Genomic DNA, 17,710 nt, shown 5'->3' with positions numbered 1-17,710 from the left:
GAGTTACGGTGTTATAGTGTTACCGTGCCTAACCTGAAAACGGTAACACTATAACACCGTAACACATTATATTTCTAATTGATTTAAAAGCTGAATATAGATTTTGATGCCTTCCCGTATTTCATCCAAATAAATAAATTCATCGGCGGTATGCGAACGATGAGTATCTCCAGGGCCGATTTTCACACTGTCAAAGGTCATGTGTACCTGGTCCGACATTGTTTTTGAACCATAGGTTCTGATTCCTGATTGTCTCGCTTTAATTACGATGGAATGATCCGGTGAAATACCTGAAGCATTTAAATTTGTTGACCGGGGATCCACTTCACACCCTACATGCTTGCGGATTATGTTCACTACTTCGTCATTCGTATAAAACTCATTGGGACGCACATCCACAACAAATCGGCATTCATCAGGTACCACATTATGTTGACTTCCGGCCTCAATCAAAGTCACCGTCATGTTAATTTCGCCCAGCACCTCCGATACTTTTTCAAACTGAAAAGTGCGAAACCATTGAATGTCTTCCAAAGCCTTGTAAATTGCATTGTCACCTTCTGCCCTGGCTGCATGGCCGCTTTCACCATGGCTGAGACAATCCAAAACAATTAAACCGCGCTCGGCTATGGCTAAGTCCATAGATGTCGGTTCACCAACAACGGCTAAGTCAATTTTTCCCAAATCAGGTAGTACGATTGGGACTCCATTTTTCCCTGATGTCTCTTCTTCGGCCGATGCCAGAAATACTAAATTATAGGGTTGTTCTTTTTCGCTGAGATATACAAAAGCAGCCAATAGACTCACCAGTGGCCCACCCGCATCATTACTTCCCAAGCCAAATAATTTATCATTTTCCAAAGTTGGTGTGAATGGATCCTTGATCCACTTTGATGAGGTTTTTACAGTGTCGTGATGCGAATTCAACATCAGTGTAGGTTTACTTGATTCAATTTCTCCCGCCCATGTCCAAACATTATTTCCTTTACGATGAACGGTAAACCCGAACTCTTCCAGAGCCCCTAAAAGTAAATCAGCTGTTTTATCCTCTTCACTGCTATATGATGGTATAGAAATCAGTTTTTTTAGAAGCTCAATCGCCTGTTCGCTAAGTCGTTCTATTTTATTCATGTTATTAATTGTGTGCCCGAGGTTATTTTGGAAACGGATTTAAAACTTCGAATACTCACTGTTTTTACTCCATTTTTGAGTGCCTGAAATCCGAGATCTATTTTTGGAATCATTCCATCTGTAATCAGTCCTATATCCCTTAAATGACGATAAAGAAGAAGGTTTATCTCGGTGATTAGCTTTTCCTTATTCATCACACCGGGTTTTTCAAAGCAGAAAATGAGTTCTGTTTCATTGGTTTTTGCCAATTCTGCCGATGCTGCCGAAGCAATACTGTCAGCATTCGTGTTTAGCATATTTCCCTTCCCATCGTGGGTGAGTGGGGCAAGTACCGGAGTTATATCTTGATTTAAAAAATTTAGCAACCATTTAGAATTAACTTGATCAATATCCCCAACCCAACCGAAATCAACAGGTTTAGGATTTCGTTTTTTTGCGGGAATTATATTGAGGTCGGCCCCGGAAAGTCCGACTGCATTTTTGCCAAAAGCCTGTAGTTTAGCTACAATTTTTTTGTTTACCAGGCCTCCGTAAACCATGGTTATGACCTCCAGGGATTTTTCATCCGTAATACGTCTGCCTTCTATCATATTGGGTGTAATACCGAGTTTTTTACCTATTTTGGAAGCTATAGCACCTCCTCCATGAACCAGGATTTTTGGTTCTTTAATGGACACAAAATCTTTCAAGAAAGCATCCAGTATTTGATCATCATCAATGATCTTTCCTCCAATTTTTACCACTTTCACAGAGCTCATTTTTTCATTTCCTCTAAAATATTCTTCAGTACAGTTTGCATGGAAATCACCCTGTTAGTTGCTTGCGGTATTACCAGGCTTTGATCACTGTCTAATACAGCATCTTCCACAATCACATTTCGTCGAACGGGAAGGCAGTGCATAAACTTTCCCTGATTGGTTAAATTCATTTTTTCCTGCGTCACCATCCAGTCCGGATCTTTAGATAATACTTTCCCGTAATTTGTATAGCTGCTCCAGTTTTTGGCATATACAAAATCAGCTCCATCCAATGCATTTTGCTGATTATAAACGACCGTGGCCTTTCCGACTGCTTCATCCACTAATTCGTAACCTTTGGGATGAGTAATGGTGAGATCAAAGTTTGCTGCTTGTATCCACCTGCAAAATGAATTGGCCACAGCTTGTGGAAGTGGTTTTGGGTGAGGAGCCCAGGTTAAAACCACTTTGGGTTTTGCAACCATTTTATTTTCTTCAATGGTGATAAGATCGGCAAAGGCCTGCAACGGATGCCCGGTTCCGGATTCCATATTAATAATCGGTACGGGACAGTATTTTTTGAACGATTCCATCACCTGTTCACTGTAATCTTCATTACGGTCTTCAAGCTTTGCAAAAGCCCTGATGGCTACAACATCAAAATAGGAACCGATTACTGCGGCAGCCTCTTTGATATGTTCAGCTTTGTCGGAATCCATGATTATTCCATCACCAAATTCAAGTTGCCAGCCCTGACTCCCTACATCTAAAACAGCAGTGCTTAAACCAAGATTGAAAGCGGCTTTTTGAGCACTTAGCCTTGTTCTAAGGCTGGGATTCAGAAATATCAAACACATAGACTTTTGTTGCCCAAGCTTGGCATAAAGGTGCGGATTTTTCTTTATTTCCAAAGCATCTTTTAGCAATGCCGGAAGGTTTGAAACATCTTGTATGGACAGAAATGATTTCATGTCAAAACCTCCTTTAAAGCCTTGATCAGGGTATCGCATTCTTCTTTATTAATACCAAGCGGAGGGAGTAACCGGAGGACGTTTTTATTGGCTGATGATCCCGTAAAAATGTGATGCCTATACAACAATTTTTTTCTCCATTTTTCCACCGGGGCCATAAATTCCACCCCAATCATCAACCCAAATCCCCGCACTTCTTTTATCTGTGGAAGTTTATTCAACTCTAATTTCAGGTATTCACCCATTTTCATGGCATTGTCCATTAATTTCTCTTGTTCAATCACTTCCAAAACAGCCAGCGAAGCCGCACAAGCCAGGTGATTTCCTCCAAAGGTCGTTCCCAACATTCCAAAAGAGGCTTCAAATTTGGGATGAATGAGCACACCTCCTACCGGAAATCCGTTACCCATTCCTTTTGCCATGGTGATTATATCCGGTTCAATCGCAAACAATTGATGGGCGAAAAATTTACCGGTACGGCCAAATCCGGATTGGACTTCATCCAAAATAAAGACGGTATCAGTGTTATCGCATAGCTTCCTGAGGTGTTTAAAAAACTCAGGAGATGGAGCAACAACTCCACCTACTCCTTGAATCCCTTCTATAATTACTGCACTTATATCTTCATTTTTCAATGCTGATTCAACGCCATCAAAATCTTCAAATGCATAACGCAGTACTTCGGCCCCTTCATTTACAGGAAAAAGGATATCGGGATTGTCAGTAACAGAAACGGCAAGGGAAGTACGCCCGTGAAAAGCACCAGAAAAAGCCAGGACTTTTTTACACTTGTTATGGGCAGAGGCAACTTTCAGTGCATTTTCATTTGCTTCGGCTCCTGAATTACATAAAAATAAATTCCAGTTTCTATACTCCGTAAGTTTGCCCAATTTGTCAGCCAGCTCTTTCTGGATACTGATGGGAACTGAATTGGAGTAAAAACCAATGTCGTTTAACTGTGCATTCACACGATCCACATAATGCGGATGAGAATGCCCTATGGAAATAACCGCGTGCCCCCCATAGAAATCAAGATATTTTTGACCGTCGTCATCATAGATGTAATTGCCTTTGGCTTTGACAGGCTCTACGTCGAGAAGGGGGTAAACTTGGAATAGATTCATCAGAATGCTCCTGATTTTAGGGTGAGACCGGTTGTTTCATTTAGTCCAAAAAGCAGATTCATATTTTGAACAGCCTGACCGGAAGCGCCTTTTAGCAGGTTGTCTATGACACCGGTAATAAGGATTTGCTCGTTCTCTTTTTGAATGTGAAGTAAGGCTTTGTTAGTATTTACCACTCGTTTTACATCGGGAGAGGTTTCAGAAATATGTACAAAGGGATGGTGTTTATAGTAGGTGTCGAATAATGATTTAATTTCTTGCAGGGAAGCCCCCAAGGGTAAATAGGATGTGGCAAGAATTCCTCTTGTAAAAGCTCCGCGCATAGGGATAAAATGAATGTTTTGAAAGAAATTTGGCTGAAGCTGCTGTATGCTTTGCCTGATCTCACTTAAATGCTGGTGTGTAAAAGCTTTGTAGATAGACGCGTTGTTACTGCGCCAACTAAAATGGGTAGTGTCAGTGGGATTTTGTCCCGCCCCGGTACTTCCGGTGATGGCGGTCACATGCACATCCTGATTCAATAAACCGGCATCAGCCAATGGTAATATTGAAAGCTGAATACATGTGGCAAAACAACCGGGATTGGCGATATGTTTTGCGTTTTTGATATTTTCGCGATTTAATTCAGGAAGCCCATATACAAAATCATGTTTATTGCTTTTGATGCGGTAATCTGAACTCAGATCAATAATTTTTGCGCTTTCCGGAATCGCTCTATTCTCTACAATTGCCGTGGATTTTCCGTGTCCGGAGCAAAGAAAAATAACCTCCACATCTGGTGTTAATTCCGAATCAAATTTGAGCGTTGTTTCACCTTCCAGATCAGGATGTGCAGAAGCTAGAAATTCGCCTTTATGGCTTTGACTCACCACACTTGTAATTTCCGTTTTTGGATGATTCAATAAAATACGAATCAGTTCGCCTGCCGTATACCCGGCTCCGCCAATTATTCCGACTTTAATCATTGTGCTGCTCCTGAACTTGTTTTTGAATGAGCATGGAATTAGCCAGGATTTTGGTAAATCCTTTCACATCTTCCGCACTCCAGGCTTCATTCATTTCACCGTATTGACCAAATTTTGAAGCCATCAGATCACAATCCGATTCAATGCCTTCCAGTTCAAATCGCTTGTTTTCCAGTTTCACGAATACTTTTCCAGACACACTTTTTTGAGTGTCTTTCAGGAAAGTTTCAATGTTGCGCATTACCGGATCGAGATATTGTCCTTCATGCATCAGCATGCCATACCATTCGGCAAGCTGATCTTTCCAGTACAACTGCCACTTGCCCAGGGTGTGCTTTTCCAGCAGTTGGTGTGCTTTGATAATGATCAGGGGAGCTGCTGCCTCAAATCCCACGCGCCCTTTAATACCAATGATCGTATCGCCTACATGAATATCTCTTCCAATACCGTATGGTGAAGCTATTGAGTCGAGCTTTTTAATCAATTCTATTGGCGCAAAGCGATCACCGTTTATCGTTATTGGTTCTCCTTTATCGAATCCAAGCTCTATAGTTAGCGAATCACGATTAACCGCCTCTGTTGGCCATGCTTTTTCCGGCAGGTTTTGGTGTGAATTAAGCGTTTCGGCTCCGCCCACAGAAGTTCCCCACAATCCCTTATTGATGGAGTATTTGGCCTTTTCCCACTCCTGATCGATACCGTTTTGTTTCAAGTACTCCACTTCTTCTTCACGACTTAATTTCTGATCACGGATTGGAGTGATGATTTCCATATCGGGAGCCATCACATTAAAAACCAAGTCAAAACGGACCTGATCATTTCCGGCCCCGGTGCTTCCATGAGCAATGGCATCAGCGCCAATTTCTTTGGCATATTCAGCTATTGCCACCGCCTGGAAAACACGCTCGGCACTTACTGAAAGAGGATAAGTATGATTTTTAAGAACATTACCAAATATCAGGTATTTGATGCCTTTTTGGTAAAACTCCTCTTCTACATTTAAGCATATATGGGTATCAATGCCCAATGTTTTGGCTCTTTTTTCCAGAGATTTTTCTTCAGATTTATTAAATCCACCGGTATTTATAGCAGCGGTATAAACTTCATATCCCTTTTCTTTGGCGAGATAAATGGCACAATAGCTGGTATCGAGGCCGCCACTGAAGGCGAGTAAAACTTTTTTCTTTTTCATAGCAGAGATTTTATCGGACTTAAAAATTTGAGGTACTTCACGGTTTTTAATCGAACCCAGCGATAGTATTTGGCAATGTTTTTTTCGCGTTCTTCCCTGGGCTTTTTATTTGGGTGCTTTGGATCAAAAAGCATACCTGTGCACAAACAATTTTTTCGGTTGTTACGGGTCAGAATATCGTAGTTGGGACAGCTTTGACAGCCCTTCCAAAATGTTTCATCCTGGGTAAGTTCTGAAAATGTAACCGGTTTGTAGCCTAGGTCTGAATTGATTTTCATTACCGGGAGGCTGGTTGTAATCCCAAAAATCTTTGACCCAGGATACTTTTCCTTAGAGAGCTCAAATGCTTTAGCCTTAATTTTTTTTGCCAATCCTTTGCCACGGTAATCAGGATGGACGATAAGACCTGAGTTTGCAACATACTTTTTGTCTTCCCAAACTTCGAGATAACAAAACCCTGCAAACTCGTTACGGTCAAGGGCTATAATGGCATTGCCATTACTGATCTTTTTTTGAATGTATTCAGGTTCACGCTTGGCTATACCGGTACCTCGCTGATGTGCAGCTTGTTCAATTAACACACAAATATCTTGTGAATAGATGTTATGATGCTCTGAAGTGATAAATATTTCTACGGACATGGGTATTGAAGTAATAATGAATGGGTAAACTTCGCCTGAGGAAGTTGTGGGTTAGGATCTTGCGGTAAAGAGATGAGCGCTGCAGAAAAAAGCAGCTATAGTATTATGAGTACCGCCGTCGTAGAGGCCGCCGGAGTACGGTAAAATTGATCCTATGTGTACGAGAAATTTGCATTGCCTAAAGTTAAAGAAAGGAAGAGGTCTAAAACAAATACTAAATTACACAGTTGTGTAAAGATTTGTTTCAGCCCCCCTGATTGAGCTCATTTAGAATCTTTCATTTCCTGGAAAATGAATAAGGAATCTATATGAGCAAAAATCGCACTTTCCTGTTATACTTAGCGTTATTATGAATGCTATGAAATATCATCGATATATAATTTTTGTCTTACTTTTAATGGTGTACAGTCCACTATTGGCCCAGGTACAAACCGATAGTGAGCTTTCCGGTAAAGCTGCATACATACGAGGTATTGAGGCTTTTGAGAATGAAGAATATGAGAAAGCCCGGCAGCTTTTGCTCGAAGCAAAAAGAAACCTTGCCAATGCCTCCGGGGTAGATTATGCTCTGGCGGATACCTATTTGATGCAGGATGACCTTCCTAATGCGGCTTTATATGGTAAGCAAGCAGTTGAAAGCGAGCCTGACAACAAATGGTATCGATTGAAATTAGCTCAGATTTATCGTAGTGCCGGCCAAAATAATGCTACGTTGAGAGAGTTGAATACCTTACTCGATTATCACCCGAATGATTTTGATGGTTTATATATGTTGGCGGATACCTATAAGGATTATGGAGAGTTTGTGAAATCCAACCAAACCCTTAATGAAATATTGAAGCTGACCGGGCCAGATATTTCAGTATTGTTAATGAAATTCCGAAACTTTGAAGCCCTGGTAATTCCTGATTCTGCTATAGCTCAGCTTGAAAAAATTCGTGAAGTTGATCCCGATAATTTGGACATGCTCAACCTCTTAGGACAATATTATGCTAAAACCGGTGATAAAAGTCAGGCGAAGGAAACACTGTATGATGCCTTGGCCCGAAATGCCCGGGATCCCCAGACGCTCATAAATTTAGCAGGGATTTACCTAGACGAACAAAAATGGGACAGTGCCGGAACCTTGCTTACGAATTTTATTTCGGATCCATTAATAAAAGCCGAAGAAAAAATGAATATTGCCCGGTTCATGTATTCGAGAGCTCAGAATGATTCACAAAACATTCAGCTGAGAATTGAAACAGAACGTATTCTAGACTCTTTAACTGAAAATGAATCCGAATTCGGTCCTGCATTCACACTGGCAGGAGAATTTTATGTGCAAACGGATCAACCTGAAAAAGCTCTTCAAAAATTGGAAAGAGCCAACAAGTTATTGCCTCAGGATGATATTGCGTGGCGGCAAAGGCTTCAATTATTGCTGAATCAACAGAAATTTAAAGAGACTATCGAAGTAGGAAAGCAAGCACATGAGTCGGTTCCTGACGATGCATTTATACAATTTTTTGTAGGAAGCGCCTATATGTTAACTGACCAAAATAATGAAGCGGAAAAGTGGTTGGAAAATGCAGCTCGGGCACCGGCTCGACGTCCATTCAAGTCTATTGTTTATGGTACACTGGGAGATGTAAGAGCAAATCTTGAGGAGCATGAAGAGTCAGACGAAGCTTATGAATTGGCTTTGCGCTATGACTCAGAAAATGATAATGCCATGAACAATTATGCATATAATCTATCGATACGAGGAGAAAATCTGGAACGTGCTAAAGATTTAGCACTAAAAGCCATTGAATTAGCTCCCGAAAATGCCGCTTACCTGGATACCGTAGGTTGGGTTTATTATAAATTAAAAGATTATGATCGTGCACAACGTTTTATTAAAGCAGCTATTGATACCGGTGAAGCGAGTGCCGAAGTGTTGGAGCATATGGGGGATGTATATGAAAAACTCGATAATCTTAACGAAGCCCAGAGATGGTGGGAGCAAGCACTGGAGAAAGACTCTACCCGAACCCATTTGCAAGAAAAAATTAATTAACGTGAAATTGAATTCTCACCACCTCCTGCTATATATCATCTTCTTAAGTTTTTTGATTTCTGCCTGTGGTACGTCCAGGCCGATAACAGAGGGTGATTTTAGAGAAAGTGAGGTGCCGATAGAAGAGGTTGTTTCCTCCATTCCTAATTATTTTAATGAGCTTAATACACTTTCAGGCAAGGGCAGGGCATTAGTAAGTGAGCCGGGTAATAGCGACCGGGTAACAATAGATTTTGAAGCAAATCAAAAATTAAGCTTATTGACTATTCATAACCGAATTGGTATTGAAGGTGGGCAGATGCTGGTGGATAAAGATTCCATTCTCATCTACAACCGGGTAGATAAAGAGGCTCAAAAGATTTCCATTTATGATGGACGAATGACAAGTCTGAATGAGCTGGCATCAATTAATATTCTGGACTTGATTAATTTTAAAGTAGATGCCTCAGAAGTAAATGCAATATTCGAAAGCAATAATTCTTTTCAGTTACGTTTAAATAATGGTTCACGTGTTTTTGTAAATAAAGAAGAGAGATGGGTTGAACAAGTGACTCAGACCCGGCCAGGTTTAGCACCCTACTCTAAAATTATTTACGAAAACTATGGAGAGCTGGAAAGATTCATATTACCTCGAAAAATAACGATATTCAGTGCGGATGGAGATTCCCGGGTCGTTTTTTTAGTCCGAAGCCTGACGGTTAATCCGGGTAATCTTGAATTAGAAATCAGTATTCCGGAAAATATAAAGATTCAGCGGCTATGAGAATTAACAGTTATATCAAAACAATTATCTTCGTTTGTATAACATTGTTGATGAGTGTTGATGTATTTGCACAAACTTATGAAGAACGTCGAGAAGAACTGCTAAAGCAGCAGGAAAATACGCGAGCAGAAATTAATGTGCTTGAAGCGCGGATTAAAAATTATCAAGCCAAGGTAAATCAAGCTGAGGAGCAATTTGATCAATCTTATGAAAAATTTCAATCTCTGAATAACCTCATTGCTCTTCAAGATGACAAAATTAAAAATTTGCAAGAAGAGCAAAAGCAAATTGAAGCAGAAATTGAACTTACCGAAGAGGAGATTGAACTGCGTGAGAACGAGTTGGAACATCTGATAGAAAGTTATCAGAAAATCATTTTATATGCTTATAAAAATGGGAGAACAGGAAGCCTTGAATTGCTATTAACTTCAGGATCTATCAACCAAATGTTGGTAAGGTCGAACTATCTACGCCGATTTAATGAGCAAAAAAACAAACAAGCTGAAGCCATAAAAGAAGCAAGGCTTGAATTAGATGAAGTGAAGGATGAACTGGAAGACAGTTATCAAAGAAACCGACTCGTGATTGATGAAATTCAGGATGAAAAACAAGAATTAGATAATCAGCGGCAACAGCAGGAATTAACGGTTGAGGAAATCAAAGAAGAACGCAGCACCTGGCTGGCAGAGCTAAGGAAAGTCCGGGAAGAAAAAGAAAACCTGGAGAACTCATTTGCAAATCTGATTTCAGAAGAAGAATCATTGCGGGAGGCTGAAAATGAGCGCCTGAGGAGATTAGCAGAAGCCCGAAATATTGCAGACCCTTCTCGCCGGGCAGATGAAGTTGAGAAGTATTCGACAAGCTCTGTTTTTCGTGAAAACTATGTGAGTGATGAGATTCTGTTAACCTATGAACAGTCGTTTGCACAGGCGAAAGGACAAATGCCCTGGCCTGTAAACAGTAAAACCGTAGCCAAGAAATTTGGACGAATTCGTAATCCCCTATACGGTTCGGTTACCGAACATCCCGGAATTGATATTATAAGCGATCCCGGTGCTCCCGTGAATGCTGTTTCAGATGGATATGTGATGGATATTCTTCCTATGCGCGGATATGGCGATGTGGTATTTGTGAAACACGGTTCCTACTATACAGCTTATGGCAATTTGAGTAGTATTGATGTGGAGGTAGGGGCTGTTCTAAGTCGCGGAGAAAGATTAGGCCGTTCCGGTACAAGTGAGTCTGAATTGGGTGAAGTTCTTTTCTTTGCCGTTCGTGATGGGAAAGAATTTGTGAATCCGGAAAACTGGCTTTCCGCAAAATAAAACAAATGATTTTTACCCGTGCTTACAATAATTTGAAAGATCAGGTTAAAAGATATGTTCTTATTGGAATTTGGGGTTCGTTTTTAGGAATTTCTGCCTGTCTCATTAAATCAACAAAATAAACTAACAATCCTGATTTGGATAATCTTCCACGCTTTATTTTTTATTCTTCCGGCGTGCTGATAGTTTCAGCTGTATTTACGCTCTTTTCTTCTGAATTTTTAGTTAAGATAAGTGATCCTACCTATGTAGGAACTCTTTTTCTTTTAGGGTTTGGATTGGTGTATTTAAATATTGTTTTTGTGACCGGCAGGCGTTTTATGCGTAGGCTGCAAGGTGTGAATCCGGCTCCTTACTTTTTTGGGCTTTTGGTGGCAGCACCGCCGCTGATCTGGGTTCAGATTTATGATGCAGGATTGGGAGATTTTGAACTCACTTTTATGTTTACTGTAATGTTAGCCTGTGGATTGGGTGCACTTCTTGGCCACCGGGCAGGAATAAAAGCCCAAATCAAATTTCAGCAAAATCTGCGTGAATACCTGAATCAGGATGAAGAAAAACACGAAAATTCCAATTAAAACTAATCCTATGAAATTATTTAAAGCTACTGTTCTACCTATTCTTTTTACTACTCTCCTTATTGGGATTAGTTCAGCACAAACACCTGAAACTGAAGTTTTGCGTGAAATTGGGGCGGCACCATCTGCTGACCGTATTGAGGCAGACATCACCAAACTGGTAGATTTTGGAACCCGACATACCCTTTCCGATACGACTTCCGACACAAGAGGAATTGGGGCGGCACGGCGATGGCTTAAAGCTGAGTTCGAGCGAATTTCTGAAGCTTGCGGAGGCTGTCTGGAAGTCTTTTATGTAAGTGGCGTGATTGAAGGGACGCAAAGAATTCCTGAGCCAACCAATATTGTAAACGTGGTTGCCATTCAACGCGGTACTGCCGATCCCAATCGTTTTATAATGATGAGCGGTGACATTGACTCTCGGGTCAGTGATGCTTTGGATGGAACTTCGGATTCACCCGGCGCTAATGATAATGCATCGGGCGTTGCAGGAGTGCTTGAAGCAGCTCGCGTTTTAACACAGTATGAATTTGAAGGATCTATCATGTATGCCCAACTTTCCGGCGAAGAGCAAGGCCTGTTTGGCGGACAAATTTTAGCTGAACATGCCAAAGAACAAGGCTGGGATATTAAAGGGGTGTTGAATAATGATATGATTGGCAACATTCAGGGAATCAATGGAGTTATTGATAATACAACGGCACGTGTATTTTCTGAAGGGACCCGCGCGGTTGAAACGGAGCGAGAGGCCCGAATCAGACGGTTTACCGGCGGTGAAGTGGATTCTCCTTCCCGTAATCTTGCCCGCTATGTAGACAAAATGGCTGATCTGTACATTCGCAATTTGGATGTAATGATGATCTATCGTTTGGATCGTTTTGGTCGTGGAGGCCACCATCGCCCATTTAATGATGCAGGTTTTCCGGGAGTTCGAATTATGGAGACCAACGAAGATTATAATCATCAGCATCAAGACCTCAGGACTGAGGATGGAGTCGAATATGGAGATGTTCTAAGTGAAGTTGAATTTGATTATGCAGCAAAACTTACCGGCTTGAATGCCGTGGTTATGGCCGGAATGTCATGGGCTCCGAAACCACCTGCTGAAGTGTCAATTTCCGGTGCAGTTCGTCCGAGCGCTACTTTAAGTTGGAAAGCATTGGATCCGGATAAAAACCCACAACTTGCCGGTTATCGAATCTATTGGCGACTTACTGATTCCAACCAGTGGGAAAAAAGCGTGTTCGTTCCGGCTGATGTAACCGAACACACCCTCGAAAACGTCGTCATCGACAACTATTATTTCGGTGTTGCCAGTGTTTCTAAAAGTGGTTTTGAGAGCCCGGTAGTATTCCCGGGTCCTGCCGGTTCTTTTGGGGACTAAAAAATATTAAAGTTATTTAAACGCTCCGTACATTTTGTGTTGGAGCGTTTTTTTAATGGGGTTAATTCACAATTACTGAGCTTTGACGAACCCCTCCCTCGCTTTTATTTCCTATCCCAAGAGAGGAAGACGCTTTGGTGAATTTAGATATGGTTTATAGTTTGTTGCTAGTGGCTACAATCCTCATTTTAGATATAACCTACCAAAGAGCTTCCCTGCTCGGGCGGGGATTGAGAGGTGGATCAGCATCCAAAATAAGCTTAATGCCTCAATTCAACGATGCACCGAGACCAACTTTGTGCGATGAAATTTGATATCGCTTAAAGGGTGTAACCAAAGGCTATAACAATTATTGCAATTCGCCCATCCAATAAAATCCATAATTCTGCGTATCTTTGTTGCATAATAATTTCTAAAGAGCACACAATAAATAGTATCCTATCACTTCTATGAACATCGAAGAGTATAATTTCAAGGACCGACTCATCAAGGGAATCACAAAAGACGGTCATTTCAAAGTCTCTGTGGTAAAAACCACGAAAGTTGTTAAAACTGCAAAAGACAATCACCGGCTTTCATTGCTTAATACCGTAATTTTAGGAAAAGCATTAACCGCCACCATGCTTTTAGCGTCTGAGCTTAAAGGGGAAGAGCGCATACAGCTTCGTATGGATGGTAATGGGCCCATCGGTCATTTAGTAGCTGAAGCAAATTCTGTGGGTGAGATTCGCGGTTATGTTAAGAACCCCACAGCAGAGCTCGATTATGCTGATCCTGAGACTCAACTGGGAGATGGTATTGGCCTCGGTGTGCTGACTTTTTCTAAGATATTATATAATGAAGCAGAACCTCGTACCAGCAGCATCCAATTGATAAAAGGGGATGTAACCAGCGACGTAGCTCATTATCTTGCTCAGTCCGAACAAATTCCTTCAGCCCTTCTTATTGACGTCGGTATTGATGAAGAGGGTAATGTCACACAAGCCGGTGGACTTATGATACAGCGCCTTCCCGGTGCCCCGGATGGTCAAATTGATATGCTGCAAGAACGTTTGGGGGCATTTCCTCCTATTGATGAGTTATTGTCCGACGATCAATACATTGACGAAATTATGCAAAAAGCCATTTCTCCCCTTGAGGTAAAAGAGCTAAACCGACAGCCGGTAGATTTCTTCTGCCGATGCAACCGTAAACGTTTTAAAAATGCCTTATCTATGCTGAGCCTTGATGATCTCAAGGATATGGAAGGGGAAGGACAAGAAGTGGTATGTCAGTATTGCAACAAGAGAGAGTTAATCTCGAAAGAGGAAGTTGAGAACATAATCATGGACGCTAAGGCAAAATTAAATTAGATTAAAATGAGTATTTTTCGAAAGATGAGATAAAGCAGAAAGTAAAGAGAAGCCCAAAATGAAAAAATAACCAACATATACTTGTGAACTATGGGGAAAAACGTCATCATCGTTGGGGGCGGATTTGCGGGCATCTCCGCCGCAAAAAAACTAGCTGAATCTGATTTCAATGTCACCATTGTTGACAAAACCAATCATCATCTCTTTCAGCCGCTATTATACCAGGTAGCTACTGCAGCACTTTCTCCCGGTGATATTGCCATGCCCATTCGTGGAATTTTCACCAAACAGAAAAATGTAACTGTAGTGCTTGGAGAAGTAACCGGCATAGACAAAGAAAGCCGTAGAGTTCATCTTAAAAACGGATCGAATCTCCCTTTTCATTACCTGATTTTAGCGCCCGGAGCTCAATATAACTACTTCGGAAATGACAGTTGGAAAGAGCATGCACCGGGATTGAAAACGTTATCGGATGCCCTGAAAATACGGGAACGAATACTGTTTTCCCTTGAAAAAGCCGAACAAATTATTGATCCGGCAAAGCGAAAACCCTTCCTCACATATGTTGTGATAGGCGGCGGGCCTACCGGGGTGGAGATGGCCGGCTCCATTGCTGAAATTGCCAAGCGAAGTATGATGCGTGATTTCAGGAACATCAAACCGGAAGAAACCCAAATCTACTTGGTAGAAGCAGCCGGCAGGATTTTAAATGGTTTTGATGAACCGTTGCCCGAAAAAGGCCTGAAAACACTCAAAAACATGGGGGTTGAAGTACTTTTGAATTTACCGGTTCAGGAAATCAAAAAAAATGGAGTTCAGGTTGACGGACAGTTTATTGAGACCCCCAATGTTATTTGGGGAGCCGGAGTAAAGGCTTCTCCGTTAATTCAGAAACTTGGGGTTGAAATAGATCGCATGGGACGGGCCATGGTGGAACCTGATCTTTCCATCCCCGGAGATGATTACATTTTTGTGGCAGGAGATGCGGCTCATGTCAAAGATGAAGATGGAAATCCGCTGCCCGGCCTTGCCCCTGTTGCCATGCAGCAGGGAAAGTATTTAGGAAATTTCATTAAAAATGGACAGAAACCTTCTCAGCGAAAGCCATTCCGGTATGTTGACAAAGGAACTATGGCTACTATTGGCCGGGCCAAAGCGGTGGCTGATATCAGAGGCTTTAAATTCAGCGGCTTTTTTGCATGGCTGATGTGGGGACTCATCCACATTTTCTTTCTCATCGGTTTCCGAAATCGATTTCGGGTTTTTGCAGAATGGATCTGGCACTATATTACGTTTAAACGCGGTGTGCGTCTGATTGCGAAGGAGGAAGAGGGTTAATTTATTATTGGTTATTTCGTTAATTGGCAGGAGCTATCTTCTTTTTAACCAAGAATAAATAGCCATTCATGACATCATTTTTGAGATTTGAGTGGTATTCTTAGACGATGTATATTATATACATCATATTTAGAGAGAATTATGAAACGAACACAAATTTATCTTACCGAAGAAGAAAAAAAAGCCATCGAAAAGCTTTCTGATGAGCGAGGTACGACACAGAGCAACATCATCCGCGAGGCAATTGATGAATATGTAGCGAAGGAAAAAGCAAAGCCCAGGAAAAAATCCATCATGGATTTTGCCGGCATCTGGAAGGATAAGGAAGATATTCCTGATGTGGACAAACTTCGCGATGAATGGAAAGAACGCTTAGATCAATTGAACCGTGATCATTGATTCAAATATATTGATCGATTTTTTGAAAGGTAATCCTAATGCCATTGAGTTTATCAGTCAGTTTGATGCAATTATTACTTCAGTAGTTGCTATCTCTGAATTGTATGCGGGCATTATTTCTAAAAATGAAATGCGGGAACTGAATGAATTCTTAGAAACTTCTGTAGAACAAATCCCTGTTTCAGTTGAAATTGCAAAAGAAGCAGGTTTATTGAGAAAACAATATGGGAAAAGCCATGGTATAAGGTTACCAGATGCTTTTATTGCTGCAACAGCCATTAAAAGAAATTTACCGGTAGCCTCTCTCAACAAAAAGCATTTCTCAATTTTGACCGATAATCTAATCGTTCCTTACTGATTATATAAAAAGCGCTGCAATTATTTTACCCCCCCCTCTGCGGAAATGACCTATGGGGTTTAAGGGTGGTTCAGTCACCAAAAGCCCTAACTCACCATGACCCTCATCCCTGCGCAGGCAGGGATTTTATTTAGTGATAGTGATCAAATAGCAAAAGAAGTCCCGCACCCACAATTCTCTACGGCATTGGGATTGTCAAAAGTAAAACCACGTGCATCCAGTCCGTCGGGGTAGTCGATTTGCATCCCCTCCAGGTACATAAGGTGCTTAGGGGCTACAATGATTTCAACCCCATAGCTTTCGAAGATTTCATCTTCATCGGTACGGTAATCAAGACCCAGTTTATAACTGAGTCCGGAGCAACCTCCACCATCAACGGCAACGCGCAGGTACAAATTTTCGTCCAGATCTTCTTCATTCTTGATCTTCTCAACCTGTTTGGCCGCCCGCTCGGTAAGCGTTACAGGCTCGCCGGTAAGCTCATTTTTTTGATAGTCTTCTTCCGTAATCGGTTGCGGAGTTGCAGAATCTTCCTCCTCCACATCGATCAGTGAGGAAATAACATCATCTAAACTTTCTTCTTGAACACTCATGTTTATATCGCTCCTTTTATTTAGAACGAGTCAAAATTACGAAGTTTTATGGGAAAATGTGTAATGTGTTACGCCATCTTTTTCAAACAGGTCGAGTACGCCGGCACTTACTAAATTCACCAAAATTTTAGCCGCCCGATAGGTTGTAACACTTATCAGCAGTGAAAATCTTTTAACGGTAATATCCCCGTATTCATTCAAAAACCGGAAAAGCTGTTGTTCATTTTCTCCGTATTCAAAAGTTACGCCAGTATCGGAGTAATTCTGTTTTAGCACTTCGATGTATTCGTCGCTGGCAACCACACTTTCATCTTCAACGCGAACATACACGAGACGGGTTTGCTTTCCTTTCACATAAATAGGTTTTTCTATGGCTTCAGGGACTTTTACGATCAATACATCCCGTTCCCCAACATTCAGCAATTCAATTTTGATGGGAATCTCGGGAATACATTCTTCAACAGCAGCTTGATTCAACCAAAACTCTTCCTCATGATATCCCTCAACCCCTAAAATCTCTCCGTTGTCTTCAACACCGATTAGGATGGTTCCACCCTTGGTATTTGCAAAGGCGGCCATTTCACGAGCTATTTTTTCCGGAGAAGCTACGCTGTGCTTGAATTCCAAAAAGCTGCTTTCCCCCGTTTGGACAAGATTCTTGAGATCCGATCTTGTCAGTTTAGATACTTTTACCGTATCAGAATACTGCATATAGAATTCAAACTCGTCTTTCATTAGAACAAGGGCTGCGAGTTACAGGTTTCGCGTTGCGGTGAGTTAACAGAGAAAAAACCGCAATACGAAACATGTAACCCGAT

At 41.4% G+C, this 17,710-nt stretch carries 18 protein-coding genes; 9 read left to right on the top strand and 9 right to left on the bottom strand.

Annotated features, from left to right (window positions below; all coding sequences use genetic code 11):
* Positions 1-66: 66 nt before the first annotated feature.
* From HUJ22_RS12760 to HUJ22_RS12730, 7 genes are read right to left on the bottom strand one after another with little or no spacing between them, the layout of a single operon-like run.
* Positions 67-1,131, bottom strand: a complete 1,065-nt coding sequence (locus HUJ22_RS12760; RefSeq protein ID WP_290878083.1) for a M20 family metallo-hydrolase — start codon at positions 1,129-1,131, stop codon at positions 67-69.
* Positions 1,128-1,889: an acetylglutamate kinase gene (gene argB, locus HUJ22_RS12755; RefSeq protein ID WP_290878082.1), complete on the bottom strand. Its 762-nt coding sequence runs from the start codon at positions 1,887-1,889 to the stop codon at positions 1,128-1,130. Before argB ends, HUJ22_RS12760 begins: the two co-directional genes overlap by 4 nt.
* On the bottom strand, positions 1,886-2,839 hold the full coding sequence (locus HUJ22_RS12750; protein WP_290878081.1) for an N-acetylornithine carbamoyltransferase: 954 nt from the start codon (positions 2,837-2,839) through the stop codon (positions 1,886-1,888). Before HUJ22_RS12750 ends, argB begins: the two co-directional genes overlap by 4 nt.
* Positions 2,836-3,963, bottom strand: a complete 1,128-nt coding sequence (locus HUJ22_RS12745; protein ID WP_290878080.1) for an aminotransferase class III-fold pyridoxal phosphate-dependent enzyme — start codon at positions 3,961-3,963, stop codon at positions 2,836-2,838. Before HUJ22_RS12745 ends, HUJ22_RS12750 begins: the two co-directional genes overlap by 4 nt.
* On the bottom strand, positions 3,963-4,928 hold the full coding sequence (gene argC, locus HUJ22_RS12740; protein ID WP_290878079.1) for an N-acetyl-gamma-glutamyl-phosphate reductase: 966 nt from the start codon (positions 4,926-4,928) through the stop codon (positions 3,963-3,965). Before argC ends, HUJ22_RS12745 begins: the two co-directional genes overlap by 1 nt.
* Entirely contained in the window at positions 4,921-6,120 is a 1,200-nt protein-coding gene (argG, locus tag HUJ22_RS12735) for an argininosuccinate synthase (protein ID WP_290878078.1), read from the bottom strand. Before argG ends, argC begins: the two co-directional genes overlap by 8 nt.
* Positions 6,117-6,761, bottom strand: a complete 645-nt coding sequence (locus tag HUJ22_RS12730) for a GNAT family N-acetyltransferase (RefSeq protein ID WP_290878077.1) — start codon at positions 6,759-6,761, stop codon at positions 6,117-6,119. Before HUJ22_RS12730 ends, argG begins: the two co-directional genes overlap by 4 nt.
* A 358-nt stretch (positions 6,762-7,119) precedes the next feature.
* Between HUJ22_RS12730 and HUJ22_RS12725 the strand changes: the two genes are divergently transcribed.
* The 9 genes from HUJ22_RS12725 to HUJ22_RS12685 all read left to right on the top strand — a co-directional run bounded on the left by HUJ22_RS12725 (position 7,120) and on the right by HUJ22_RS12685 (position 16,299).
* A complete protein-coding gene (locus HUJ22_RS12725; RefSeq protein WP_290878076.1) occupies positions 7,120-8,802 on the top strand; it encodes a tetratricopeptide repeat protein in 1,683 nt (560 codons plus the stop codon).
* A gap of 1 nt (position 8,803) precedes the next feature.
* Positions 8,804-9,565, top strand: coding sequence for a DUF4292 domain-containing protein (locus HUJ22_RS12720; protein WP_290878075.1), 762 nt, complete (start codon positions 8,804-8,806; stop codon positions 9,563-9,565).
* A gap of 50 nt (positions 9,566-9,615) precedes the next feature.
* A complete protein-coding gene (locus tag HUJ22_RS12715; RefSeq protein ID WP_290878074.1) occupies positions 9,616-10,890 on the top strand; it encodes a peptidoglycan DD-metalloendopeptidase family protein in 1,275 nt (424 codons plus the stop codon).
* 137 nt (positions 10,891-11,027) lie between these two features.
* Positions 11,028-11,468 (top strand): hypothetical protein, encoded by a 441-nt coding sequence (locus tag HUJ22_RS12710; protein WP_290878073.1) that lies wholly within the window; start codon positions 11,028-11,030, stop codon positions 11,466-11,468.
* A 10-nt stretch (positions 11,469-11,478) separates the two neighbouring features.
* Positions 11,479-12,852, top strand: coding sequence for a M28 family metallopeptidase (locus HUJ22_RS12705; RefSeq protein ID WP_290878072.1), 1,374 nt, complete (start codon positions 11,479-11,481; stop codon positions 12,850-12,852).
* A 449-nt stretch (positions 12,853-13,301) separates the two neighbouring features.
* Complete coding sequence (gene hslO / locus HUJ22_RS12700) at positions 13,302-14,204, top strand: Hsp33 family molecular chaperone HslO (RefSeq protein WP_290878071.1); 903 nt, start codon at positions 13,302-13,304, stop codon at positions 14,202-14,204.
* A 90-nt stretch (positions 14,205-14,294) separates the two neighbouring features.
* Complete coding sequence (locus tag HUJ22_RS12695) at positions 14,295-15,542, top strand: NAD(P)/FAD-dependent oxidoreductase (protein ID WP_290878070.1); 1,248 nt, start codon at positions 14,295-14,297, stop codon at positions 15,540-15,542.
* A gap of 141 nt (positions 15,543-15,683) precedes the next feature.
* On the top strand, positions 15,684-15,941 hold the full coding sequence (locus HUJ22_RS12690; RefSeq protein ID WP_290878069.1) for a CopG family transcriptional regulator: 258 nt from the start codon (positions 15,684-15,686) through the stop codon (positions 15,939-15,941).
* A complete protein-coding gene (locus HUJ22_RS12685; protein WP_290878068.1) occupies positions 15,931-16,299 on the top strand; it encodes a type II toxin-antitoxin system VapC family toxin in 369 nt (122 codons plus the stop codon). Before HUJ22_RS12690 ends, HUJ22_RS12685 begins: the two co-directional genes overlap by 11 nt.
* A gap of 143 nt (positions 16,300-16,442) precedes the next feature.
* On the opposite strand, the gene HUJ22_RS12680 is transcribed toward HUJ22_RS12685, so the two are convergent.
* Together HUJ22_RS12680 and HUJ22_RS12675 are read right to left on the bottom strand one after the other, a co-directional pair.
* Positions 16,443-16,892, bottom strand: a complete 450-nt coding sequence (locus HUJ22_RS12680) for an iron-sulfur cluster assembly accessory protein (protein ID WP_290878067.1) — start codon at positions 16,890-16,892, stop codon at positions 16,443-16,445.
* A 36-nt stretch (positions 16,893-16,928) separates the two neighbouring features.
* A complete protein-coding gene (locus HUJ22_RS12675; protein WP_290878066.1) occupies positions 16,929-17,627 on the bottom strand; it encodes an ATP-binding protein in 699 nt (232 codons plus the stop codon).
* Positions 17,628-17,710 lie beyond the last annotated feature (83 nt).

This window comes from Gracilimonas sp. (assembly GCF_014762685.1).
Lineage (GTDB): Bacteria > Bacteroidota > Rhodothermia > Balneolales > Balneolaceae > Gracilimonas.
Note: the sequence above shows the minus strand (reverse complement) of the source record. Positions and strands in the feature narration are given on the sequence as shown.

What these genes read in the sequence shown, in the direction of transcription:
- HUJ22_RS12705 (WP_290878072.1), top strand. Translation starts at nt 11,479, where the DNA reads ATGAAATTATTTAAAGCTACTGTTCTACCTATTCTTTTTACTACTCTC.
- HUJ22_RS12760 (WP_290878083.1), bottom strand. Translation starts at nt 1,131, where the DNA reads ATGAATAAAATAGAACGACTTAGCGAACAGGCGATTGAGCTTCTAAAA.
- HUJ22_RS12730 (WP_290878077.1), bottom strand. Translation starts at nt 6,761, where the DNA reads ATGTCCGTAGAAATATTTATCACTTCAGAGCATCATAACATCTATTCA.
- HUJ22_RS12680 (WP_290878067.1), bottom strand. Translation starts at nt 16,892, where the DNA reads ATGAGTGTTCAAGAAGAAAGTTTAGATGATGTTATTTCCTCACTGATC.
- HUJ22_RS12750 (WP_290878081.1), bottom strand. Translation starts at nt 2,839, where the DNA reads ATGAAATCATTTCTGTCCATACAAGATGTTTCAAACCTTCCGGCATTG.
- HUJ22_RS12695 (WP_290878070.1), top strand. Translation starts at nt 14,295, where the DNA reads ATGGGGAAAAACGTCATCATCGTTGGGGGCGGATTTGCGGGCATCTCC.
- HUJ22_RS12675 (WP_290878066.1), bottom strand. Translation starts at nt 17,627, where the DNA reads ATGAAAGACGAGTTTGAATTCTATATGCAGTATTCTGATACGGTAAAA.
- HUJ22_RS12715 (WP_290878074.1), top strand. Translation starts at nt 9,616, where the DNA reads ATGAGTGTTGATGTATTTGCACAAACTTATGAAGAACGTCGAGAAGAA.
- HUJ22_RS12725 (WP_290878076.1), top strand. Translation starts at nt 7,120, where the DNA reads ATGAAATATCATCGATATATAATTTTTGTCTTACTTTTAATGGTGTAC.
- argC (WP_290878079.1), bottom strand. Translation starts at nt 4,928, where the DNA reads ATGATTAAAGTCGGAATAATTGGCGGAGCCGGGTATACGGCAGGCGAA.
- hslO (WP_290878071.1), top strand. Translation starts at nt 13,302, where the DNA reads ATGAACATCGAAGAGTATAATTTCAAGGACCGACTCATCAAGGGAATC.
- HUJ22_RS12690 (WP_290878069.1), top strand. Translation starts at nt 15,684, where the DNA reads ATGAAACGAACACAAATTTATCTTACCGAAGAAGAAAAAAAAGCCATC.
- argG (WP_290878078.1), bottom strand. Translation starts at nt 6,120, where the DNA reads ATGAAAAAGAAAAAAGTTTTACTCGCCTTCAGTGGCGGCCTCGATACC.
- HUJ22_RS12745 (WP_290878080.1), bottom strand. Translation starts at nt 3,963, where the DNA reads ATGAATCTATTCCAAGTTTACCCCCTTCTCGACGTAGAGCCTGTCAAA.
- argB (WP_290878082.1), bottom strand. Translation starts at nt 1,889, where the DNA reads ATGAGCTCTGTGAAAGTGGTAAAAATTGGAGGAAAGATCATTGATGAT.